This window comes from Bacillota bacterium, from assembly GCA_036504675.1.
Taxonomy (GTDB): domain Bacteria; phylum Bacillota; class Sulfobacillia; order JAJYWN01; family JAJZPE01; genus DASXUT01.
In genome coordinates this window covers 1-22,849 of record DASXUT010000196.1, presented here as the reverse complement: position 1 = coordinate 22,849, position 22,849 = coordinate 1, and the positions used below count along the sequence as shown (strand labels likewise).

General features: G+C 67.3%; 23 protein-coding genes. 3 read left to right on the top strand and 20 right to left on the bottom strand.

Going from position 1 to position 22,849, the window contains the following annotated elements:
- Positions 1-2 precede the first annotated feature (2 nt).
- The 12 genes from ccsA to VGL40_15445 form a co-directional block, all read right to left on the bottom strand.
- Positions 3-719, bottom strand: a complete 717-nt coding sequence (gene ccsA, locus VGL40_15500) for a cytochrome c biogenesis protein CcsA (GenBank protein HEY3316668.1) — start codon at positions 717-719, stop codon at positions 3-5.
- A 21-nt stretch (positions 720-740) separates the two neighbouring features.
- Positions 741-1,418, bottom strand: coding sequence for a heme exporter protein CcmB (locus tag VGL40_15495; GenBank protein HEY3316667.1), 678 nt, complete (start codon positions 1,416-1,418; stop codon positions 741-743).
- On the bottom strand, positions 1,415-2,161 hold the full coding sequence (gene ccmA / locus VGL40_15490; protein ID HEY3316666.1) for a heme ABC exporter ATP-binding protein CcmA: 747 nt from the start codon (positions 2,159-2,161) through the stop codon (positions 1,415-1,417). The genes VGL40_15495 and ccmA overlap by 4 nt, the downstream gene beginning before the upstream one ends.
- Complete coding sequence (locus VGL40_15485; GenBank protein ID HEY3316665.1) at positions 2,158-3,174, bottom strand: hypothetical protein; 1,017 nt, start codon at positions 3,172-3,174, stop codon at positions 2,158-2,160. Before VGL40_15485 ends, ccmA begins: the two co-directional genes overlap by 4 nt.
- Positions 3,175-3,211: 37 nt before the next feature.
- Positions 3,212-3,679 carry a zinc ribbon domain-containing protein gene (locus VGL40_15480; GenBank protein HEY3316664.1) on the bottom strand — a complete coding sequence of 156 codons (468 nt, stop codon included), beginning with the start codon at positions 3,677-3,679 and terminating at the stop codon, positions 3,212-3,214.
- Positions 3,676-5,766, bottom strand: a complete 2,091-nt coding sequence (locus VGL40_15475) for a cytochrome c-type biogenesis CcmF C-terminal domain-containing protein (GenBank protein HEY3316663.1) — start codon at positions 5,764-5,766, stop codon at positions 3,676-3,678. Before VGL40_15475 ends, VGL40_15480 begins: the two co-directional genes overlap by 4 nt.
- A gap of 4 nt (positions 5,767-5,770) precedes the next feature.
- A complete protein-coding gene (locus tag VGL40_15470; protein HEY3316662.1) occupies positions 5,771-6,172 on the bottom strand; it encodes a cytochrome c maturation protein CcmE in 402 nt (133 codons plus the stop codon).
- 474 nt (positions 6,173-6,646) lie between these two features.
- A complete protein-coding gene (locus VGL40_15465) occupies positions 6,647-6,862 on the bottom strand; it encodes a copper ion binding protein (protein HEY3316661.1) in 216 nt (71 codons plus the stop codon).
- Positions 6,863-6,925: 63 nt separating this feature from the next.
- Complete coding sequence (locus VGL40_15460) at positions 6,926-9,496, bottom strand: heavy metal translocating P-type ATPase (GenBank protein HEY3316660.1); 2,571 nt, start codon at positions 9,494-9,496, stop codon at positions 6,926-6,928.
- Between the two features lie 78 nt (positions 9,497-9,574).
- Positions 9,575-9,838, bottom strand: coding sequence for a metal-sensitive transcriptional regulator (locus VGL40_15455; protein ID HEY3316659.1), 264 nt, complete (start codon positions 9,836-9,838; stop codon positions 9,575-9,577).
- 220 nt (positions 9,839-10,058) lie between these two features.
- Positions 10,059-10,598 (bottom strand): TlpA disulfide reductase family protein, encoded by a 540-nt coding sequence (locus VGL40_15450; protein ID HEY3316658.1) that lies wholly within the window; start codon positions 10,596-10,598, stop codon positions 10,059-10,061.
- Between the two features lie 57 nt (positions 10,599-10,655).
- A complete protein-coding gene (locus VGL40_15445) occupies positions 10,656-11,372 on the bottom strand; it encodes a cytochrome c biogenesis protein CcdA (protein ID HEY3316657.1) in 717 nt (238 codons plus the stop codon).
- A gap of 206 nt (positions 11,373-11,578) precedes the next feature.
- Between VGL40_15445 and VGL40_15440 the strand changes: the two genes are divergently transcribed.
- Positions 11,579-13,237, top strand: a complete 1,659-nt coding sequence (locus VGL40_15440) for an ASKHA domain-containing protein (protein HEY3316656.1) — start codon at positions 11,579-11,581, stop codon at positions 13,235-13,237.
- A gap of 63 nt (positions 13,238-13,300) precedes the next feature.
- On the opposite strand, the gene VGL40_15435 is transcribed toward VGL40_15440, so the two are convergent.
- Together VGL40_15435 and VGL40_15430 are read right to left on the bottom strand one after the other, a co-directional pair.
- The gene (locus VGL40_15435) at positions 13,301-13,756 is read right to left on the bottom strand and encodes a type II toxin-antitoxin system HicB family antitoxin (GenBank protein ID HEY3316655.1); all 456 of its coding nucleotides are present in this window, start codon (positions 13,754-13,756) and stop codon (positions 13,301-13,303) included.
- A 459-nt stretch (positions 13,757-14,215) separates the two neighbouring features.
- Entirely contained in the window at positions 14,216-14,734 is a 519-nt protein-coding gene (locus tag VGL40_15430; GenBank protein HEY3316654.1) for a PepSY domain-containing protein, read from the bottom strand.
- A gap of 184 nt (positions 14,735-14,918) precedes the next feature.
- Between VGL40_15430 and VGL40_15425 the strand changes: the two genes are divergently transcribed.
- On the top strand, positions 14,919-15,650 hold the full coding sequence (locus tag VGL40_15425) for a response regulator transcription factor (protein HEY3316653.1): 732 nt from the start codon (positions 14,919-14,921) through the stop codon (positions 15,648-15,650).
- A 5-nt stretch (positions 15,651-15,655) separates the two neighbouring features.
- The gene (locus VGL40_15420) at positions 15,656-17,080 is read left to right on the top strand and encodes a HAMP domain-containing sensor histidine kinase (protein ID HEY3316652.1); all 1,425 of its coding nucleotides are present in this window, start codon (positions 15,656-15,658) and stop codon (positions 17,078-17,080) included.
- On the opposite strand, the gene VGL40_15415 is transcribed toward VGL40_15420, so the two are convergent.
- From VGL40_15415 to VGL40_15390, 6 genes are all read right to left on the bottom strand, one after another.
- Positions 17,028-17,627, bottom strand: coding sequence for a phosphatase PAP2 family protein (locus VGL40_15415; protein HEY3316651.1), 600 nt, complete (start codon positions 17,625-17,627; stop codon positions 17,028-17,030). The genes VGL40_15420 and VGL40_15415 overlap by 53 nt on opposite strands.
- 169 nt (positions 17,628-17,796) lie before the next feature.
- Positions 17,797-18,315 carry a GspH/FimT family pseudopilin gene (locus tag VGL40_15410; protein HEY3316650.1) on the bottom strand — a complete coding sequence of 173 codons (519 nt, stop codon included), beginning with the start codon at positions 18,313-18,315 and terminating at the stop codon, positions 17,797-17,799.
- A 55-nt stretch (positions 18,316-18,370) separates the two neighbouring features.
- Positions 18,371-18,991 (bottom strand): type 4a pilus biogenesis protein PilO, encoded by a 621-nt coding sequence (gene pilO, locus VGL40_15405; GenBank protein HEY3316649.1) that lies wholly within the window; start codon positions 18,989-18,991, stop codon positions 18,371-18,373.
- A gap of 12 nt (positions 18,992-19,003) precedes the next feature.
- Entirely contained in the window at positions 19,004-19,753 is a 750-nt protein-coding gene (locus VGL40_15400) for a hypothetical protein (protein ID HEY3316648.1), read from the bottom strand.
- Positions 19,750-22,137 (bottom strand): pilus assembly protein PilM, encoded by a 2,388-nt coding sequence (pilM, locus tag VGL40_15395; protein ID HEY3316647.1) that lies wholly within the window; start codon positions 22,135-22,137, stop codon positions 19,750-19,752. Before pilM ends, VGL40_15400 begins: the two co-directional genes overlap by 4 nt.
- 41 nt (positions 22,138-22,178) lie before the next feature.
- Positions 22,179-22,849 (bottom strand): hypothetical protein (locus tag VGL40_15390; GenBank protein ID HEY3316646.1); only part of this gene is annotated, 671 nt, incomplete at its 5' end.

Here is a 22,849-nt window from a genome sequence, read left to right as displayed (position 1 = left end):
GGCTACTGTAAGCGCTCCTTGAGCTGAGCCACCTCGTCCTGCATGACCTCGACCCGCAGGCGGTTGACCAGGAGGTAGAGGAAGAGGAAGCTGAAGGCGACGAAGCTGACGATCATCGTCCGCAGCATCGAAGGCTCCATGGCCGCCCCCTGCCAACTGATGACGATCGGGTGGATGGTCCGCCACCAACGGATGGAGAAGAAGACGATGGGGACGTCGACGAACCCGATGATCCCGAAGACGGCGGCGAAGCGGGCCCTCTTCTCGGGCTCGTCGGCCGCCATCCGGACCAGCAGGTAGGCCAGGTAGATGAACCAGAGGATGAGGGTCGTGGTCAGCCGCGGGTCCCAGGTCCACCACTGGTTCCAGGAAACCTTGCCCCAGATGGGCCCAGTGATCAGGACCAGGGTCGTGAAGAGCACGCCGATCTCGGCCGCCGAGAGAGCCAGGGCGTCCCAGCGCCGCTCGCCCTTGGCCAGGTAGGCCAGGCTGGCCCCGAAGACCACGGTGAAGGCCAGCAGGGCGTTCCAGGCCGAGGCGACGTGGAAGTAGAAGATGCGCTGGATCAGTCCGAGGGTGGCGTCGTTCGGCACGTACATGAAGATCATGTACTGGGCCACGGCGATGAGGATGAAGGTGATAATGGCCAGTGAGCCGAGCCCCCCGCGGCCGGTGGCCAACCGCGGAGCCGGCCTAGCGGCCGGTTTCTCCTGAGGCATCGTGGTGGACTCCCCCTTGCGCTAAACCTCTAACAGGTACTCGAAGAGCAGGAACGGAACGGCGACGAAGACCAGGTCATAGACGCCGAGGACCTTGAACCAGGTGATGAAGTCGGCCGTCGGGGCGCCGGAGAAGATCCCCCGGGTGGCCTCCACGGCGGCGATGACCACCGGAATGACCACCGGGAAGAGGATCACCGGCAAGAGGATCTCGCTGGCCTTGGTATTGGCGGTCAGGGCGGCGAGGAAAGTCCCGATGGCCAGGAAGCCGAAGGTCGCCAGGACGATGACCGCCGCGGCCAAGAGCCACGACCCGGTCGGCGCGTAATTGAACATGACGATGAAGAGGGGCAGCGAGACGACCTCAACCACGAACATGAAGATCAGGCCGGCGACGAGCTTGCCGAAGTAGATGGCGCTGCGGTCGAGCGGCGCCAGCAGCAGGCCGTGAAGGGCGTCGTTGTTCTTCTCAATGGCGAAGGACCGGTTCAAGCCGAGGATGCCGGCGAAGAAGAACGCCACCCAGATCAGGCCGGCGAAGATGATCCGGACCTCTTCGCGGGTCGGGTCGAAGGCGAAGGCGAAGATGGCGATGACCAGCAGGGCGAAGATCAGCATCGCGCTGATCATTTCCTTCGTCCGAAACTCGGCCTTCAGGTCCTTCCAGGCGATGAGCCAGACCTTGCCGAGGAAGCTCATGAGCGGTCACCCCCGGCCCCGGCGGCCAGGCGGTAGCGTCGGTTGAGTTCGTCGAGGCTGAGGTCGGAGGCCGCCTCGTCGAGGGCGATTCGCCCGTCGACCAGGACCACCACCCGGTCGGCCATGGCCAACCCCTGGTCGAACTGGTGGGTGATCATGACGATGGTTCGTTCGTCGTGGCGGAGGCCGGCGAGGACCGACGACAGGGTCTCCGAGGCCTGCGGGTCGAGGCCGGTGTACGGCTCGTCCAGGAAGAGGAAGGTCGGCCGGTGGATGATCGCCCGGGCGATGGCCAATCGCTGGATCATCCCCCGCGAGAACGTCCGGACCGGCTCGTTGAAGAAGAGCTCCAAGCCGACCTCGGCGAGGACCTCGTCGATGCGGCGGTCGAGTCCGGGGACATCGTAAAGCCGCCCGTAGAAGAAGAGGTTCTCCCGGGCGGTCAGGGTGTCGTAGAGGTAGCTGTGGTGGGAAATGACGCCGAAACGGCGGCGCAGTTCGGCCGGGGCCTCGGCGAGGTCCTGGCCGTCGACCATCACCCGACCCGACGTCGGCCGCAGCAGCCCGGTCAGGATGCGGAGCAAGGTCGTCTTGCCGGCCCCGTTCGGCCCGAGGATGGTCAGGAAGCGGCCGCGTTCGACGGTCAGGTCGATGTCCTTCAGGATGAGCTTCGGCCCGATGCGCTTATCGACCCCCGCGGCGACGATGGCCGCGGCCGCCGATGGCCGTCCTGGCTGGTTCATTCCTGGCTCGACCCGCGCAGGGTCAACATCACCTGGACCAGTTCATCCTTGGCCCGGGAGCGTTCGGTCTGGTAAGCCTCATCGGCCAGTTCGCCCGACTGGTGGCGGCGGTCGAGGGAGGCGATGTGGTGGACGAGCTCGGCCTTGCGGCCGGCCAACCCGGCGGCCTCCGCCGGCTGGGCGGCTCCACCGGCCGTCCGGGCGACGGCCGCGCTCCGCCCCGACCGGCCGCGGGTGTAGGCATAGGCGCCATAACCGACGACGACGAGGCCGAGGAGAAAGAGGGCGACCGGCAGGGGTCCACCGGTCAGGCGGCCGAGAAGGTTCCCCGGAGCCGGCGAGGCCGTGGCGCTGGAGCCATCCGTGCCCGTCGCCCCGGTCGCACCCGTGCCCGTGGTGGCCGAACCGCCCGGCCCGAGGGTCCAGCCGACCTGGACGGTCGTCCCGGCGGGGATGTTCCCGCGATGGTACTCCTTGAAAGTGGCCCCGTTCAGACTGACGGTGTCCCCGGCGGTCAGGCCCTCGCCGTTGATGGCCATCTGGTCGACCTGGACGACGATGGATAGGTTGCCCGTTTGGTAGTTGACCTTCCGGGCGACCGTCCCTTGATGGCCGGAGATCGGCAGGTGGTATGAGAAGGCGACGTCCAGGCCGGCCCCGGCGGCCAGGCCGTCGCGGGCGACGAAGCCGTCCTTGCCCTTGTCGACCTGAGTCTCGGTGAGGCCCTGCACGAAGGTCAGGCCGGTGTAGCCATCCGGGAGCGAGAAGGTCAGGCGGTCGGCCTTGGTGGCCGTGCCGTTGGTCACCCGGGCGGCGTAGGTAATGATCATCCCCTGGTCATCGACGCGCATCACGAGGTGCTCGGTCTCGACCCCGAGGACCCCGGCGGGAAGAGCCAGGGCCGGAGTGGCCGACAGGCCGGCCAAGAGGAGCAGGCCGACAACGGTCGCGGCGGCCGTCAGGCACCGGACCACTCGCCGGCGGACGAAAGATTGACGTTGAACGTTGTTCATTGGCTCACATCCTCGGACTAGGGGTGGGGTTCGTAAGTCACCGGGCAGGCGAGCCACACTGGTGACAGAATCTCTGGTCGGCGCGAAGCAGGCGGGCGCCGCAGTTGGGGCAGAAGGTCGCGGCGGGCTGGGCCCCTGCGGGCTGGGCCCCTGCGGCCTCGGCCCGAATCGCCGCCTCGGCTTCGGCTTCCGCCTCGATAGCCGCCTCGAGGTCGGCCTCAGCCCCGTCACCGGGGGTCGTTCTCGGGTCGAATCCATCTCGAGCCAGGCCCAAGTCGGCTCGGGCCGCCTGGTAGTCCTCACGGCTCATCTTCCCCGACCGGAAGTCGTACTCGAGGTCGCGGAGCTGAGCGAAATCGGGCGCGGGGACGGGCGCGGCCGCCCGGGAGCGGCCCCGGCCGGACCCCACCTCGCCCGAGAGGTCCTCGCCCGCGACGAGGAGGGGCAGCCCAATCAGCACCCCCGAGGCGATGACCAGGAACAGGAGGCCAAGGATGGCGATCACCGGCCGTCACCTCCGAACGGGGCCGTGGCTGCGGCGGCGCCGGCCCCGGTCCGGGCCCGACCCACCGCCCGCCGCCTCAGGGCTTCGTACTCGGCCACCTCGACCCCGCGGGCCTGCGGCCAGAGGGCGAAGACCGCCCCGAAGATGAGCAGGTAGCCACCGACCCAGATCCAAGCGACCAGCGGGTTGACCATCACCTTGAGCGAAGCGGCGCCGGTGTTCTCGTCCCAGCCGGCCAGGATAACGTAGACGTCGCGGCCCAGGCCGCCCAGGATGGCCACGTCGGTTCCGGGCTCTTCGCGGTTGGGATAGAAGAGCTTCATCGGCTCGAGGTTGCCCAGTTGACGGCCGCCCTTGGCGACGGTGGTGTCGGCGTAGACCTGCACGACGCCGGGGTGATTGGGTGCTTCCCTCATCTGCAGCTGCTTGAAGGTGACCGTATACCCGGCGACGGTGAGGCTCTGTCCGGGCGTCAGGGTCTGGGTCGCCTCGGCCTTGTAGATGCTGGAGGCGCTGGACCCGGTGATCCCGATGATGATCGCCGCCACGGCCAGGTGGACCAGGTAACCGCCATGGCGGCGGCGGTTGCGGGTGGTCAGGCGAATGAAGGCCGCCAGCGGGTTTTCCCCGTGCGACCTGACTCTGACGGCCGTCCCCTTGACGAACTCGAGGACCACGGTGACGGCCACGAACAGGCCGCCGGCGAAGGCCAGGATCGCCCCGACCGGCCGCAGCCGCAGGATCAGCGCCACCCCGATGAAGGCGAGGGCGGCGACGAGCGGGACGAGGAAGTTGTCCCGGAAGCTCTTCAGCGAGGCCCGGCGCCAGGCGAGCAGCGGGCAGAGCCCGGCCAGGACGACGATGGCCAGCCCCAGCGGCGGGCTGAGGCGGTTGTAGAAGTCGGGACCGACGGCCACTTCCCGGCCGAAGAGGTTGCGGGTGATGACGGGAAAGATCGTCCCCCAGAAGACGACGAAGGCGGTGCCGGCCAGGAGCACGTTGTTGGCCAGGAAGCTTGTCTCCTTGGAGATGTAGGCCTCGACCGGCCGGTCGTCGACCATCTCCCGCCGCCTGGCGGCGACGAGGGCGACGGAGAAGACCACCGTCAGGAGGAGGAAGCCCAGGAAGTAGTAGCCCATCTGACGGTCGCCGAAGGCGTGGACCGACGACAGGACGTCGCTCCGGGTGAGGTAGGTGCCGAAGATGGTCAGGAGGAAGGTCACCGTGACCAGGGACAGGTTCCAGAACTTGAAGAGCCCCTTCCGCTCTTGCATCATCACCGAGTGGATCAGGGCGGTGCCGGTCAGCCAGGGGATCAGCGAGGCGTTCTCGACCGGATCCCAGGCCCAGTAGCCGCCCCAGCCCAGCTCGACGTAGGCCCATTGCATCCCGGTGAGGATCCCGATGGACAGGAAGAGCCAGGCCGACAGGGTCCACTTGCGAGTCAGCTTGACCCAGGCGGCTCTGGCCGCGGCGGCCCCCGGCCGGGACCCGAGGGTCAGGGCGGCGACGGCGAAGGCGAAGGGCACGGCGAAACCGACGTATCCAAGATAGGTGGCCACTGGGTGGATGACCATGCCGGGGTTCTCGAGGAGTGGATTGAGCCCGGCCCCGTCGGTTGGGACGGTGGCCCCCTTGGCGAAGGGCTTGGCCACGGCGATGAGGAGGATGAAGAAGAAGACCGAGATCGACTGGAGGATGGCCGCCACCCTGGGCGCGAGCAGGGCGCGCGAAGGCTCCTTGGCTGAACGCGCCGACCCGACCACGGCCGCATAGATGCTCAGCAGCCACAACCAGAGCAGGAGCGACCCGGCCTGACCGGCCCAAAAGGCGGAGATCCGGTAGAACCAGGGCAGGGTGAGGCTGGAGTAGTCGGCCACATAGGCCACCGAAAAGTCGCCCTTGACCAACAAGTATAGGAGGGATAAAGAGGCCGTCGAGGTCGCCAGGACGGTGGCCAGGACACCGCCACGACCGCTCCCGACCACCCGGGGGTTGTCGGCGGCCGCGCCGATGGCCAGGGCGATGACCGAGTAGACGGCGACGATCAAGCCGATGATGATGGCCGCGCTGCCCAGTTCAGCCATTGCATCAGCCTCCCGTAGCCGGCTTGGATTCGTACTTGGACGGGCACTTGACGAGGATGTTCTTGACCTCGAAGGCGCCCTTCTGGTCGAGCTTCCCCTCGACGACGATGTCTCGGCCGTCGTCCATGCCGTCAGGCTTGACCCCGTGATAGGTGGCGGTCATCCGGTTCTGGCCGTCGGACAGGTCGAAGGTCAAAAGGATCTGGCTGGAGTCCCATTTCACCGACGACCCGTCCAATTTGCCCGTGACCCGGACGGGCCGGTCGACCATCGCGGCGCCCTTGGCGCGGAGCTCGCTGACCGTTACGTAGTAAGTGGCAGAGCGGGAGATCCCGGTAAAGACGAGATACCCCAGGGCGACAAAGACGACGGCCACACCGATGGCAATTCGAGCGCGTTTGGTCATCACAAAGACCCCTTAAGTGCCGGATTTCACAATAAAGCAGCTAATCCGGCGGCTAGGCTAATAATATAGTCTTTGTCTTTTGTCGCACAACCACTGTTGGCGCCAGCTTAGGCCACCTTTGTACGTTGAAACTATCTTATCCTTGCTAAGACGCCGATTTTCGCTTCCCTTATCTTACCCGGCCCGAAACCCAGCGATTCCAGAAGTAGCCAACGATGCCCTCAAGCGGGCCTTCGGGGCCCGCAGAGCGGCGTCAAACGTGAATCTCCGGCCCGAAGCCGACCGCCACGCGCTCACGATGGTGGCTCGCAACCGGCTTCTCCAGGACGGATAGCGAGGGGGTTAAGATTTCTTAAGCCGGTGAACAACTGCGACGGTGGCGTCAGAAGGGCGACCGGCCTTCGCCGACCGCCCTTCGCTGTTCGATCTCAGTCAGCTTCGCCTAGCTTCGCCGTCTCGCCGCTTGACCCGGGCTCAGCCGGCGACTTCGTAGCCGGCGCCGGTCACGGCCCGGCGGAAGTCGTCCACGCCGACCTTGTCGGTGTCGTAGTCGATGGCAACGTTGCCGGTCCCCAAGTCGACCTCGACGCTCTGGACGCCGGAGAGGCCGGAGAGGGCCTTGTGGACGGCCATCTTGCAGTGGTTACAGCTCATCCCGGTGACCTTGATGACTTTCTTGGTTTCAGCCATTGGGACTCACCTCCGAGGAATGTTCGAACCAGAACCGGGCCGCTGGCCTGGAGTCGTGGACGCTCAGACCGAGGACGGCCGGAAGGAACGCAATCGCAGAGAGTTGGTGACCACGGAGACCGAACTGAAGGCCATCGCCGCCGCGGCGATCATCGGGTTGAGCATCCACCCGAAGAACGGGTAGAGGACGCCGGCGGCGATGGGGATGCCGATGACGTTGTAGAAGAAGGCCCAGAAGAGGTTGCCGCGGATGGTCGCCATCGTCCGCTTGGAGAGCTGGATGGCGGTGACCACGCCCCGCAGGTCGCCGGTGATAAGGGTGATGTCCGAGGCCTCCATGGCCACGTCGGTTCCGGTCCCGATGGCCATCCCGATGTCGGCCTGGGCCAGCGCCGGGGCGTCATTGATACCATCCCCGACCATGGCCACAATCTTCCCCTCGTCCTGCAGCTTCTTGACCTCGCCGGCCTTGTCCTCGGGGAGGACCTCGGCCAGGACCCGATCGATGCCGACCTGGGAGGCGATGGCCTCGGCCGTCCGGCGGTTATCGCCGGTGATCATGATCACCTGCAGGCCGAGCTTGTGCAGTTCGGCCACAGCCTTGGCCGAGTTGGCCTTGAGGGTGTCGGCCACGGCGATGACCGCCGCCGGCCGCCCGTCGACGGCCATGAACATCGGCGTCTTCCCCTGCCCCGCCAGCCTCCCGGCGTGCTGCTCGAAGACCGCCGGGTCGAGCCCGGCTTCCTTCATCAGCTTATCATTGCCAAGGAGAAGGGCCCGGCCCTCGATGGTCACCTTGATGCCGCGTCCGGGGACGGCGTCGAAGCCCTCGGCGGCGGGGAGCCCGCCGGTCCCGGCCTCGCTCTCGGCCGCCCGAACGATGGCTTCACCGAGGGGGTGCTCGGAACCCTTCTCGGCGGCGCCGGCCAGCCGCAGGACGGCCGGGCGGTCCAACTCGCCAAGGATGACGACGTCGGTCACCGCCGGCTGGCCCTCGGTCAGCGTGCCCGTCTTGTCGAAGATGATGGCGTTGAGCTTGTGGGCCGTCTCGAGGCTCTCGCCGCCCTTGATCAGGACGCCGTTCTCGGCCCCCTTGCCCGTTCCGACCATGATCGCCGTCGGCGTGGCCAGGCCCATGGCGCAGGGGCAGGCGATGACCAGGACGGCCACCGCGTTCATCAGGGCATAGAGGAAGGCCGGCCTGGGGCCAAAGATGATCCAGACGACGAAAGTGGCCACGGCGATGACGATGACGATGGGGACGAAGTAGGCCGAGATGATGTCGGCCAGGCGCTGGATGGGCGCCTTCGAACCCTGGGCGTCCTCGACCATCTTGATGATCTGCGAGAGGAAGGTCTCCCGGCCGACCTTGGTGGCCTCGAACTTGAAGGCCCCGGTCTTGTTGACGGTCGCCCCGATGACCTCATCGCCGACGCTCTTCTCCACCGGCAGGCTCTCCCCGGTGAGCATCGACTCGTCGACGGATGAGTGGCCCTCGCGGACGACGCCGTCAACCGGGACCTTCTCCCCCGGCCTGACGACGACCAGGTCGCCCGGGACGACGTCGTCGACCGGGATGTCCATCTCTTCCCCGTTCCGCACGACCCTGGCCGTCTTCGGCCGCAGGCCCATCAGCTTCTTGATGGCCTCGGAGGTCTGGCCCTTGGCCACGGCCTCGAGGTACTTGCCGAGGAGGATCAGGGTGATAATCACCGCGCTGGTGTCGTAGTAGACCGTCGGCTCGAAGCCCGAGCTGGCGAAGAATCCGGGGAAAACGGTCATCGCCAGGCTGTAGAGGTAGGCCGCGCTGGTCCCCAGGGCGACGAGGGTGTTCATGTCGGCGCTGCCGTGCCGGACGGCCAGGAAACCCGACCGGTAGAAGCGCCACCCCGCCCAGAACTGGACCGGCGTGGCCAGGACGAGCTGGAACCAGAAGTTGTGGAAGAACATCGGGACCCCGGGAATCATCATCGTCATCGCCGCGAAGACCAGCGGGAAACTGAGTCCGGCGGAGATGATCAAGCGCAGCCGCAGGGCTTTGATCTCCCGCTGCCGGGCCAGCCGCTCGCGGTCCTGGCCGACCTCCTCGGCCAGCGGTTCAAGGGCCTCGTAGCCGGCGGCGGCGACGGCCTTGCGGAGGTCCGGGACACTGACGAAGGCCGGGTTGTACTCGATGGTCGCCCGGTTGGTGGCCAGGTTGACCGCGGCCGCAGCGACACCGTTGGTCCCGGTGAGGGCCCGCTCGACCCGGGCGACGCAGGAGGCGCAGGTCATCCCCTGAATGGGCAGGACGACCTTGCGGGTGCCGGCCTGAGCGGCTCCGCCCGGCCCGGCCCCAGCCCCGGCCCCGGCGCTCGGCCGGGATTCGGCCTCTTCGACGAAGGCCTTGTAGCCGATGCCCTCGACGGCCCTGACCAGCCGGTCGGGCTCGACGATGGCCGGGTCAAAGACGACGGTGGCCTTCTCGGTGGCGAAGTTGACGGCGGCTGAGCCGACCCCGCCGACCTTCTTCAATTCCTTCTCAATCCGGGTGGCGCAGGTGGCACAGGTCATCCCGCCCAGGTCGAGGGTGACCTGGGTGGACTTGCCGGCCGGCTCGGGCGCGCCGGTTGTCTTTGAAGTAGGTAGACTCATCGCGCGGACCTCCCATGATCACGGACGAGAGCTGGGACCAGGGCTGGGGCCAGGGCCGCCGCGGGGGGCGGGCCCCAGCTACTTGGCGAACTTGGAGAGGACGTCGACGAGTTCCTCGATGGACTCGTCGCCCTTGCCTTCCTTGATGGCCGCGGTCACGCACCCGCGGACATGGCCCTGCAGGATCTGCAACCCCACCTTGTTGAGCGCGGCCCGAATGGCCGTCACCTGGATCAGGATGTCGACGCAATAGCGGTCTTCGTCGACCATCTTCTGGACCCCGCGGACCTGTCCTTCGATCTTCTTCAGGCGTTCGAGCAGATCTGGTTTGTTTCTCTCCACGTCTGAACCCCCCGGTCCTGGACTGATGAAAACGGATTCATGCATCGTCGTTCGCATGGCATATCCCCCGTATGGGTATGAGTCAGCGGCTCTTGTCCACATTGTATAACGCAAGGTCTTCAGGGTCAATTGTTATGATACCCCCGGTCAACCACCGAAAATAGGGCTGGATGATCGAGACCCGTGGGTGGTCCGGCCCGCCGGCGGGGGCCGGCCGATTTCATCTGGTCAGGGCCTCCAGCCGCGCCTTCAATTCGGGCCCGGGAATCGCTCCGTCGCTCATTGAACTCAACCGGTGCCGGCCGTCGAGGAAGAAGTTGGCCGGGATGTAGTAGACGTTATAGGTCTCCCCGGCGGCCCCACTCGCGTCGAGGTAGACCGGAAAGGTGTACTTGTTCTCGGCCATGAAGGCCTTGACCACCTCGGCCGGCTCACCCAAGTCGACCGGCACGACCGTCCAGGGCACCCCGGTCTTTTCCCGCTCGGCCCAAAGGCTCTGGATGGTCTTGAACTCGGCTTGACAGGCCGGGCAGGTGGTCTGCCAAAAGGTCAAGAGCAGCGGGCCCTGCACCGATGACAGCCTGACCTGGTGGCCGGCAAGGTCGCGGACGGCGATCCCCGGGGCCGGTCGGCCCACGGCCGGTTGGCCGGCACTCTGTCCGTTCCGCCAGGCGATCACTGAAACGATGGCCAACAGGGCCACGAGCCCGAGGGCGATGATCAGGCCGGCGTTGCCGCGGCGCGGGGTTTGCTGTGACATGCTGGTTCCACCTCCCTAGTCTGCACCTTTCGGCGGCTCTTTGTGCGGTCCGGCCGGTCAGCGGCTCAACCAAGCTTCGAACCTGACCAGGTAGTTGAAGTACAGGGCCAGACCCATCAGGACGAGCAACGCGCCGCTCGCGCGGCTGATCCATTCGAGGACGCGGCCGCGCCGTCTGAGCCAGCCCATGAGGGGGTCGAGGAAGACGGCGGCGGCCAGGAACGGTAGGGCCAGGCCGGCCGAGTAAGCCAGGAGGAGGGCCAATGACCGGGACAGACTGGCGGCGCCGGCGGCCATCACCAGGATCGACGCCAGGACCGGCCCGACACACGGGGTCCAGCCGAATGAAAAGGCCATTCCGACGAGGGCCGACCGGCCCACTCCGGCCCCCCTCCGAACCAACCCCGGGCCGAGGTCGGGCCGAGCTTCGCGCTCGAGGAAGCCCACCTGGATGAGCCCGGTGAGCTGCAATCCCAAGACGACCACGACGATGCCGCCGAGGCGGCGGAGGAGCCCCCGGTACCTCAAGGCCGCGGTCAACGTCCCGAGGCCGGCCGCCCCAAGGCCGAGGACCAGGAAGACGAGGGTGAAGCCGAGAACGAAAGCGACGGCGTTGAGGATCTGCCGTCGACCGAGGCCATCCCCCTCGCGGCCGGCTGAACCGGCCAGGTACGTCAGGTAGGTCGGGACGAGCGGCACGACACAGGGCGAGAAGAACGAGGCCAGGCCGGCGACGAAGGCGACCCCGAGGCCGACCGCTTGAGCCGACTCCATACCCTGCCCCCCATCCCCCGGCCGTTCGGACCGGCGATTCGTTCCAAGTATACCCCCAAGGGTATATCGTTGGCAATTAGGAAACCGGCAACTTTCTTTGAAGGTCGGGAAGGCCGGCCCGTGGGTCAGAAGGTGAAGCCTTGTAAACGGTGAAAGAGTGTCGTATCAGCCGGCGAACATGGGCGGGGGGTGACTGATTGTCCGGCGTGGCGGTGACCTTTCTTCCGGGGGCGGTCTCGATGACCGTTCCGAACGGAATCGACCTTCTGGAGGCGGCCGCGTCGGTCGGCCTCGATCTGAGCGGCGACTGCGGTGGACAAGGCACCTGCGAGAAGTGCCGAGTCAGAGTGGTCGAGGGCGAGGTGTCGGCCCCGAGCGAAGCGGAGATCGCCGCCTTGGGTCCGGACCTCGCCGCCGGCTGGCGCCTGGCCTGCCAGACTCGGGTCCTTGGAGCGACGAAGGTCGAGATCGGCCAGCCCATCTCGGAGACCTGGCGTAAGGGCGCCCTGGCCAGGTTGTCGGCGGGGGCTCGCCTCCTGGACAGCGGGATCGACCGATCGGGCCTCGACCCGTCCGGGCAAGCCTTCTCCGTGGCCGTGGACATCGGGACGACGACGGTCGTGGCCACCCTCCTCGACCTTGGGACCGGGCGGCCCTTGGCCACTTCGACCGCCACCAACGCCCAGAACGTCTACGGGGCCGACGTCATCTCGCGGATCACCCACGCCATTGGCGGCGAGCGGGGCACGGCCGAGCTCCAGGAGAAGGTCATCGGCGTGATCAACGGGCTCCTGGGCGACCTCGGCCGGCGGGCCGGAGTCCCCACGGCGAAGATCAGGTCGGCGGCCGTGGTCGGCAACGCCACGATGATCCACCTGTTCCTCGGGGTCAGACCGGACGGGCTGTCGCGGGCGCCTTACGAGGCGGCCTTCACGGCCGGCCGCACGGTCGATGCCGGGAGCCTCGGCCTCGATTTGGCCCCATCCACCGAGGTCCACGTCCTCCCGGGGATCGCCAGCTTCCTCGGGGCCGACACGGTCGGCGTGGTCCTGGCCACCCGCCTGGCCGAGTTGCCCGGCTGGAGTCTGGCCCTCGACATCGGGACCAACGGCGAGCTCGTCCTGGCCGGGGATGGCCGCCTGTGGGCCTGTTCCACGGCGGCGGGACCGGCCTTCGAGGGGGCCCAGATCGGCGACGGGATGAGGGCCGCGGCCGGGGCCATCGAGCGGGTGAGCCTGGGGCCCGGGGATAGGAACGACAAGGATCTGCACCTTCAGGTCATCGGCGGCGGCCCGCCCGCGGGCATCTGCGGCTCGGGGCTGATCGACGCCGTGGCCGTGCTGCTGGCGGCGGGCGCCCTGGACGCTTCGGGGCGCCTCAGCGGCCCGTCACAACCGGCCGATGTGCCCCCGGCAATCGGGGAGCGCGTCGTCGCGGATCCTGATGGCCCTGCCTTCATCCTGGCGGAGTCGGGGGCCGATGGTCGACGCGTCCGTCTGACCCAGACCGACATCCGCCAGTTGCAGCTCGGCAAGGCGGCCATCCGGGCCGGCGTTCAGCTCCTTCTCAAGGAGGTCGGCCTGGAGGAAGCCCGCCTGGACCGCATCTTACTGGCCGGCGCTTTCGGCAACTACATCGACCCGACCAGCGCCAGGAGGATCGGGCTCTTGCCCAACATCCCCTTGGAAAGGATCACCCCGGTCGGCAACGCCGCCGGGGTCGGGGCCGAGTTGGCCGCCCTCAGCCGGACCAGGCGGCGGGAAGCCGAGGAACTCGCTCGGCGGATCGAGCATGTCCCCCTGGCCGAACGGCCCGAGTTCCAAAGCGAGTTCATCAAGGCCACCCGCTTCGACTACGGAGTCTAGAGACCTCGCGTGCGTCCGCAGACAAAACGCGGCTTGCCAAGACGCGAGAAAGCCAGACCGGGGTCATGCCGGCCCTGATTGGCTTCGCGTACCGGCGGGAGCCGAAAGCGTGGTGGGCACCTCTCCAGCCTTCAGGGCCAACGCCGCCACGATAAACAAGTTGAGACTGGTGTCGTTGAGCTTCGCCAGTTGGGTTAACCGGCGGTGGAGATAGCGGGGCATGCGGACGGTGACCCTGCCGCTATAGTCCTCATCATCGCTGGGTAGGGGGATGTCCTGGCCCATTTCTCGGGCGGCCTGAATCCAGTCGTCGATCGCGTCGCCTAGGAGAGCTGCCAGCTGGTCGAAGGTGTCCGCCCCCGCGGCACACCCGGGTAGGTCCGGGACCTCAGCCTCCCACTCCGGCTTCCCCTGGTCGTTGACCACCTGGCGGACGATGAAAGGGTAGCGGATCGTCCGGGCTTCTTCGCTTCGCATGCCTTCACCTGGTGAAACCCATCTTTCGTCCTCTTCAAGCATGACCGATTTCGCTCTGCATGACACTAGATATGACGTCATTCATCTCTTAATGGCCGACTTGCCTTCGACCGGTAAACCGTGAATCCTGCCAATCCGCCCCTCTTCCGGCTGCAAAACCTAAGGCCGGCCTCGCGACTACGCGAAGCCGGCCTTCTTGTCGGGAAACCCCGCGACAGTCTGGTCTTGCCGGACTCGGCCACAAGGGCCCCGGCGAGCAACTCGAACATTCGGCCTTGAGTCCGACCAGGCTACACCCGTACCTTCCGGCTTCCGACCGGCCCGCAAGATCATCCCTCCGTCCCGCCTCCGGCCCTGAAAAAGGAGTTTCGCCCCGGCCGGGGAAATCCTGTCGGGGGCCAACCGGCCTGCCACGACGGCCGGCCGGAAGGACAAGAAAGAAACCCTGAGAGAATGTCTCTCTCTCAGGGTTTCCAAGTTGCTTAGGTTCAGTGGCCCCGCCTAGTTCTGGGACTCCTCCTGGACCTGGTCGTTGTCCGGTGCGCCGGAATCCTTTTCGTTATCATTGCCCTGGGCCTTGTCGCCATCATCTTGCTGGCTATCCTGGGCTACGACGGTGCCGTTGCCGGCGTCGACCTTGACGTCTTGGTCACCGTTGGCAGTCTTAATCTCCACGCTGTAGACCAGGTTGCCATTCTCGTTGTCCAACTCAACCTTGAGGACGGTCCCCGGGACGGCCTGCAGGGCCGCCGCCTTGGCTTGGTCCGGGGTGATCTTGGCCATCGCCTGGAGGCTGGCGGCCTCGGCGGTTTCCTCAGCCGACCCGTTCTCCGCGTTGTTCTCGACCGTGCCGGACTCCTTCGCGCCATCCTTCTCGGCCGTGGCGTCTCCGTTCGCTCCGGTCGTCTGGGCCGGAGCGGGGCTGGCCTTGGCCGTCGCGGGACGGGTCAGCCCGAGGCCGATGACCCCGCCGATCACCAGCGCGCCGGAGATGACATAGACCAGAACTCTTTTGTTCATCGTCTTCCCTCCTTGGAATGATCGTGCTGGGGCTTGTCGCTCAAGGCCCCGTCAGGGAACAATATATCAATCGGCGATGAGAACGGCCTTAAGCGGTGATTAGAAGATGATTAGGATTCGCTCTAATCGCCTCTTAATCTTTCGAGTGTAGAATGCGGATGGATTGGCGATCGAGGTGTTGAACATGCCTGACGAAGGCGCACCCAAGCCGCGAATCCTCGTCGTTGAAGACGAGGCCAGCCTGGCGAGGGCCCTCCAACTGGAGCTCGAGCACGAGGGTTACCGAGTGGAAGTGGCCGGCAACGGCTACGAGGCCGTGGCCAGGGCGTCCGAGGGGGATTGGAGCCTCATCCTCCTCGACCTCATGCTGCCTGGACTGGACGGCCTCGCCGTCTGTCGCCAGGTGCGACAACGTTCGGCCGTGCCGATCATCATGTTGACCGCCCGCGAAAGCACGGGCGACAAGGTAGCCGGCCTGGACGCCGGAGCCGACGATTACGTCGCCAAGCCCTTCGCCATCGAAGAGCTGTTGGCCCGGGTACGGGCCCGCCTGCGGCAATCGGCCCCCCTCCATCGGGACGGTGAGCGGCTGGTCGTCGGCGACCTCGCCATCTCCCGCGGCTCGCGGATGGTCGAACGGGCCGGCCGGTCGATCGCCCTCACCCGCCGAGAATTCGATCTCCTCGCCTATCTGGCGGAAAACGCCGGCCTGGTCCTCACCCGCGAAGCCATCCTCAACCACGTCTGGGGCTTTGACTATTACGGCGAGACCAACGTGGTCGAGGTCTATATCCGTTACCTGAGGGCGAAGATCGATGAACCCTTCCCGACCAAGCTGGTCCAAACCGTCCGGGGCGTGGGCTACACCCTCCGCGAGGCCGGCACGACGCGGGACTTGACGCGACGGGAGGCCTGACCTGAGTGCGTTCGTTCTCGTGGCGCCTGACCCTCTGGTACACCGCTCTCTTATTGGCCGTCCTGCTCATCTTCGGGCTGGTGGCCTTCTTCGGCGTCCGCCACGTCCTCTTTACGGCGGCGGGCCGCGAAGCCGAAACGGCGCTGGCCAACGTCCAGAAGCTGACCGACGGCGGCGGTGACGAGCAGGGCGACTACAACCACATGGACCTCGAGGATCCGGCCATCACCGCCATCCTGGGGAGTGGCCCGGATTGGGTTCAGGTTACGACCCCCGACGGCCGGGTCCTCAACCGCTCGCGGGGACTCGAAGGTCTCCCCCAGGTCCCGGCCTACGTCGGTCCGCCGAAGCAGATCAGGCTCGGGACCATCGACGCCATCGTAGCCGGGGCGAAGCTCGCGGCCAACGTTCAACTCCAGGTGGTCCGCTCGCTGGGGCGAGAGGAGGACTTCCTGGCCACCCTGGAACGGGTCTTCGCCCTGGTGGCCCTGGCCAGCCTGGCCCCCGCCGTGATCGGCGGCCGGATGATCGCCCGGCAGGCCCTGCGCCCGGTGGAGACCCTGACCCGGACGACGCGGGAGATCACCGCCAGTGACTTGAGCCGACGGATTCCCCTGGCCGGGCCTCGCGACGAGATCCACATCCTCGGCGAGACGGTGAATGGCATGCTGGAGCGGCTTGAAGACGGCTATCGCCGGGAGCGGGAGTTCGTGGCCGCGGCCTCGCACGACCTGCGCACGCCGCTGGCGGTGGTCCGCAGTTACAGTGATCTCCTGGGGCGATGGGGCGGCGGCGACCGCGAGGTGGTGTCCGAATCGTCCCGGGCCATCGGCCGGGCCGCCGTGACCATGGAGCGGCTGGTCAACGACCTATTGTTGCTGGCCCGGCTGGACGCCAGGCTCAAGCTCGACGCCTCCCTGCTGCGTCTGGACGAGATCGCCTCGGAGACGGTCAAGGAGGCGCGCGCCGTGGCGCCCGATGCCACGGTCGAGGAGGGGCCGCTCGAGCCGGTGACGGTGTCGGCCGACGTGACCCATCTCCGTCGGGCGGTCTGGGCCCTGGTCGACAACGCCCTCAAGTACGGGGGCGGCCGGGTGACCATCTCGGCCGGCCTGAACGGCTCGGCGGAACGGGAGGGGGCCGAGGGTTACCTGAGCGTGGCCGACAACGGGCCGGGCGTAGCCGAAGAAGAACTGCCCCGCATCTTCGAGCGGTTCTATCGTTCGGACCAAGCCCGGAACCTGGGCGGTGGATTTGGCCTCGGCCTGCCGACGGCCCGGGCCATCGTCGAGGCCCACGGCGGACGGCTCGAGGTCGCCAGCAAACCCGGCCGGGGCAGCCAGTTCACGATCAGGCTGCCGGCGATCACGGTTCCGGTCACTCCGACTTCCGGAGCCACAGCCTCTCCAAACGACCGTACCACAGGATGACCCGATCGATCAGCGGCATCAGGGGTTTGGCCGCATAGACGGTGACCGCCCCGGTAAGGACACCGATGATGAATGAGCCGAGGACGTCGCCAGGCCAGTGGACCCCGGCGATGACCCGCGACAGCCCGGCCAAGACGGCCACGGTGGCGAAGACGACCCGCCAAAGCCGGGTGCCCGAGGCCCACATTCCGGCGGCCATGGCCGAGCTGCCCGTGGCATGGTCGCTCGGAAAGGACGAGTCGGGGGCGTGATGGATGAGCGGGCGAACCCGCTCGGTCGGAAGGGCGGCGAAAGGCCGCGGCCTGAAGACCATCTGTCCGATCAGGACCGCGATGAGAACGCCAATCACCCCGGCCAGCCCGGCGACGACGGCCGCCCGGCGGCGCCCAGCGGCGCCCGGCCCGGGGATGACGAAAGCCACCGCCAAGAGCAGAAGTAAGAGAAAGGGCACGTAGGTCGTGAACCAGGCGACCGCCCGGTCGAAGGCTTGGTTCCGCCCGACCAGTCCGTTGAGGGCGGAGAAGATGGTCAAGTCGACGTGGCCCATGGTCGCTCCTTCGTGGCGGAGATCCGCCGCCGGGGATGGTGTCTCGCCTTCCCGCCGATCCCATCTTAACCCAGCCTAGCATTCCCGTCAGGCCAAGATATCGTAACCCAACGACTGAGGCCGGCCCGTCACCCTGCGTGACTGAGCCGGCCTCAATGGTCTGTCCGTTTCACTTTCTTATCCTCGCCCGTCCCGTCACCGCGACGACCTCGATCTTCAGCTGCTCGCCGGTGGGGTTGGCCAGGGTCACCGTGCCGGCGTTGGTCGCCCCGCCGAGGGCGTCGAACTCGACCGTGGCCCCGCCGGCGCCGAAGTTGGCCGACTCGAGCCTCGATGCCTGTTCCAGGTCGACCCGCTTGCCTGAGGCGACCATCAGGTGGGTGACCGGGTTCTCCTCATAGAACTCGTAGTACCCGGGCTGCCCGGCGACCACGGTGAAGCGAACCTGGACCTTGAGGGCCTTCTGGATCGCCGTCTGCTGGGCCGTCCGAAGGTCGGAAATGACCGTTCGCGCGCCGTTGTTGAGGTTGCCCCAGGACATCGCCTTCCTGACCGAGGGCACGGCCATGGTGACCAGAGCGGCCAGCATCAGGACCACGGCCAGGAGTTCGAAGAACGAGAATCCCTCGTCGTTCCGGTAGAGATCCCGGAGAAGGCCCCGGCGACGGCTATGGTGAAACCGGGACATGCCCCTCACCTACCGTTTCAGCGGCCAGATTACGCGGCGCGAGCCGCCCGCGCGCCTAGGGGGTAAACGGGTTCGTCCGCCCGACCGGCCACTTGAGGACGAGAGAGCCCGGTTTCGTCCCCACGGCCCGGCTCGGCTGGGAGTAGATGAAGGCGACGAAATCGCTGGAGACCACACCGGGTTCCTGGCCCACGGGGGCCGCCCGGAAGCCCTCGACCCGGATCAGCCGCGGGTATGACTCGACCCGGTTGAGGAAGTTGACGATGTTGGGGTACTTGCCGGTCAGCTCGAACTGGATGGGATACTGGGCAAAGTCGCGGACCTGGGCGGCGGTGGCGAACTTGAGGGCGTTGACGGCGACCTTGGTGGTGCGGGCCGAGGCGTCGATGTAGAACAGGAACTCGGCCACCTCACGCTCCCCGGGGACGGTCAGGTCGAGGGTCTTCATCTCCTGCTGGATGGCCTTCATCCGCTGGTCGATCTGGTCCTCGCGGGCCTTGACCGCCCGACCCTCACGAACCTGCGCGGCCGCCTTCAGTTCGGCCGCTTTGGCCGCGGCCAGCTTCTTCTCCTGAGGATCGATGGCCAGGAAGTAGACGGCCAGGACGAAGGCGATCAGCCCGGCCCCGATGATGATCGCCCGCTCGCGCTTGGAGAGACGGCTCAGGAAGGACATCGCCCTCACCCCCTACCGCCTGATGGCGGCGATGATCTCGAAGCGGAAGCCGTCTTTGTCCTCGACGGCGAAGGTCAGCTCCGGGTTGGACAGGTACTTGGCGTTCTGGATGCCGACGATGAACCGGCCGATGGCCTCGAGCGAGCCGGCCGTGCCGACCATCAGGACGCGGTCGGTGGTCGCCGGCACAGTGAAAGCGGTCTGGCCGCTGGAGCCAGCTGAGGGCGTGGTCGAGGGCGTCGTCGAGGGCGTCGTCGAGGGCGTCGTCGAGGGCGCGGTTGTGGTCGTCTGGTTCAGCGGGTTCTCCTCGCTGGGGGACCCTTGGGTTCCCTGAGTCGGCGCCGTTGACTGGCTCGGTTGGGTCTGGGCCTGGCCGGTCTGGGCCGTCTCGGCCTCCATTCCCAGCGAACGGATCTCTTCGAGGACCACCGATGGCGGTATGTAGGTGGTCACCTCGTAGAGCATCCCGGCCCACTTGACCGGGGAGTTGAGGCCCTGGATGAACTGCTTCTTGTCGGTCAGGGAGCGCTCCATCTCCTGGAGCTGCCTGTCCTTGGCCAGGACCCTGGTGTACGTGGCGTACTCGGCCTTGGCCGTGGCCGTCCGGTTGTCGTGATCGGCCGTCTGGGTGAAGAGGGTTGCCCAGTAGCCGATGGGAGCGGCCATCATCGCGACGGCCACCACGACCACCAGCCAGCGGGCCCAATTGACCCGCCGCGACGCCTTCAATCTTGGCGGCAAGAGGTTGATCTTGGTCGTCACTGCGGCGACTCCTCTCGCAAGGCCAGCCCCAAGGCCTGCATGTAGTCGGGACCGAACTGGTCCAGGCGGGCCCGGGCCGGTCCGGCGACGGTCAGGCGGCGGGACGGGTCGGGGACGATGACCTCGATCGCCTGGCCGCCTGGGTTCTTGTCCCGAAGGGCGTCGTTGAGCGAATCGGCTACGGCTTCGGCCAGCCCCGGGAGGACGGCCGCCCCGCCGACGATGAAGAGCTGCTTGATGCCGTACTGGCGGTTCTTGATCAGGTAGAACTCCAGGGAGCGGCGGACCTCGATGCTCAACTCGTCGACGACCGGCGAGACGCAGCGGGCGATCGGCGTAAGTGGCTTGGCCCCGTGCTCGCGGAGGAGGGCTTCGGCGCCGGCCGGGGTCTCCTGGAAGGCCTCCATGATTGATTGGGCGAAGACCTCTCCGCCGGCGGCGATAGTCCGGGTGAGCTGGGCCGAGTGGTTGGCGAAGAGGCTCAGGCCGGCATTGGCCGCACCCATGTTGAGGATGGCCACGGGGTGGCCCTCTTCGGGCAGGTAGCCGTCGGTCTGGAGGGCGCGGTAGACGGCCAACAGGTCGACTTCGAGGGCGACCGGCTTGAGCCTGGCCGCCTCGAAGGTGTCCAGGTAGCCCTGAACGATCCGCTTCTGCGTGGCGACCAGGAGGACCTGCATGGATGGGCCGGTGACGGCCGGGGCCGGCCCGGCGGTCGACCCGGCGGGACCGGTGATGGCGGCAAGCCCCGTCGCGCCTGCGGGCGCGCCCTCGCCGAGGATGGCGAAGTCGACGATGGCCTCGTCGGCCGGGATGGGGATGTGCTGTTCAGATTCCCACTTGAGGGCCTCGCGCAGCTCGTTGGAGGACATCAGGGGGAACTGGGCCTGGCGAAGGATGACCGCCTGCCCGCTGAGGGCGGCGATGACCCGTCGTTGCTTGATCCCGGCCTTGTTGAGTAGGTCGTTGATGGCGTCGGCGACAGCCGTCGGACGGATGACCACGCCGTCCTTGACCGAGCGGTCGGGCGTCGGCGCGGAGGCGAAGTTGACCACGACCGGATAGGGCTTGCCGGGAGCGACCTGGACGACCCGGATGGTCCGCGAGCCGAGGTCCAGACCGACCCAGGTCCGCCGCTGCGGACCCGGCTTGGGGACGCGGGCCGGCTTGGCCTTGGGTTGGGGCTCCGCGGGGGTGGTCGCGGGCTCCGGCTGAATGGTTTCAGGCTGATCGGGCACTGGGAATTGGGCCTCCTCCGGTTCCTCGGCCGCGACGGGCTCGGGTTCGGCGGGCTCGGCGACAATGGGCTCAGCCGTGGCGGCCGCCTCCTCGAGGCTCGAAGCCGGAAGGGGGACGCGGCGGCGCTTCGGCGGCCTGACCGGCTTCGGTTTCGCCACCCGGTGCCGGACGACGGCGGCGGTCGGATACTTCCCGCGGCCGGCGAGGGCCTGACCGACCGCCCACCAGACCACGGCGAGGACGGCCAGCCCGGCCAGCGGGTAGTAGCGGTATTCCGAGGCCTCGGCGCCGAGGCGCATCTCCAGCCCGGTGGTGCCGGCGATGAGGGCGATCCAGATGAGGATGGCCAGGGCCCTCCCGAGAACGGCGCCCCAGTTCGTCCGGTGGGGCGGTAGGGCGACCACTGACACCGCCGGCGTTGGCGCGGGCGTGGCTACCGGCGTGGGAGTCTCATCCGTGGAAGCCCGCCCATCGGACTCTGCGTGGTTGAGGACCTGGTCGACGGCCTGACGGAGGCCATCGGCATCAGTCGTCGTCACCAGCCGCGGTTGGCCCATGGCCACCACGGTCTCTTCGGTCACCACCTGACCCCCCGCGGCGATCAGGTCGGACGCTTCCTGCCTGGTCTCGCGGCGGGCCGAGCTGACCCCCGAGATCAACAGGACGAGCCCGACCACCAGCCCGAGGGCCAGGGCCCAGGCCCCGAAGGCCCATAGGCGTTGGGGTTGCCCATCGGTCCACCAGGTCCATTCGAAGTAGCCGGCGACCCCGAGGCTGAAGCCGAAGAGGGCGACGGTGAAGGCGGTCAGGGTGACGCTCATCCGGGACATCCCCGCACGTCCGGCCTGGCGCGGCGGTAAGGGCCGCCCGGGGACGGCCTCCCTCGCTTCATTCCGCGAAAGCCGCCCAAGGCAGACCCAGACCCCGACGGCCGCGGCCAACACGGCGGCCAGGCCGCCGATCCAGTACCAGCCGGCCGTCTGCGCCGCGACCCGCCACGACGGGATGAAGTCCTGCACGTAACCGAGCCCCAGCCCGACACCCACGTAGGCAACGGTCAGAAGGGTCAGGCCGCCGATGGACGTGGCCCTGACCTCCCGGCGCGCCGCCTGCAGCTTGTCGGCCCGGCTGGAATACGGTTCCATGCTAGGGAAAAGCCCCCTCATCTCCATGGGATTCTTCTAGCTCAGGGCGATATCTCCTGCCAGGACAGGACTTTCGTAATCGTCCCCGGCACGCCGGCGGTTGGGTTGGCGGCCGAGTACGGATCGAGGTAGATCTTGAAGGAGTCCTGGGCCCCGCCCATGGTGTAGCTGGCGGCGATGATCGCTCCCTCGATGCTCGACGGCTGGCTACGCGTGCAGTCGACATTTCCCGGGACGCGGTAGATCCCGATGAACTGCGAGGCGGTGTTGAAGACCAGGCGACTGGCCGGGTCGAGGCCGAAGACGAAGAGCTTGTCGGTCGCCGAATTGGTGTAGTAGTAGCTCTTGTTGTCGATCCAGATGTTGCCGGTGGCGACGATCGTCCCCTTGCCCTTGATCCTCAGGGCGCTGGCCGCGCCCAGGTGGACGTCACCTTCGATGAGGATCAGCCGGTTGGCCGGAAGGGTCATGTCCAGCACGTCCTGGAAGGTCTGCGGCCCGGCGAGGATCCGGGTGGCGTAGGTGCGGTAGAAGTCGAGCGTGAGCAACGGGGGCAGGGTGATGTTCTGGTCGTAGTAGATGGTGCCGGCCACGCTCAGCTTCCGACCCGGGTCGGTGATGGTGTGGCCGGTGGCCAGGTTCAGATCGCCCCTGGCGGTGCCCAGGGCCCCGATGACCAGCCCGTTGTCGATGATCACGTCGCCATCGACGT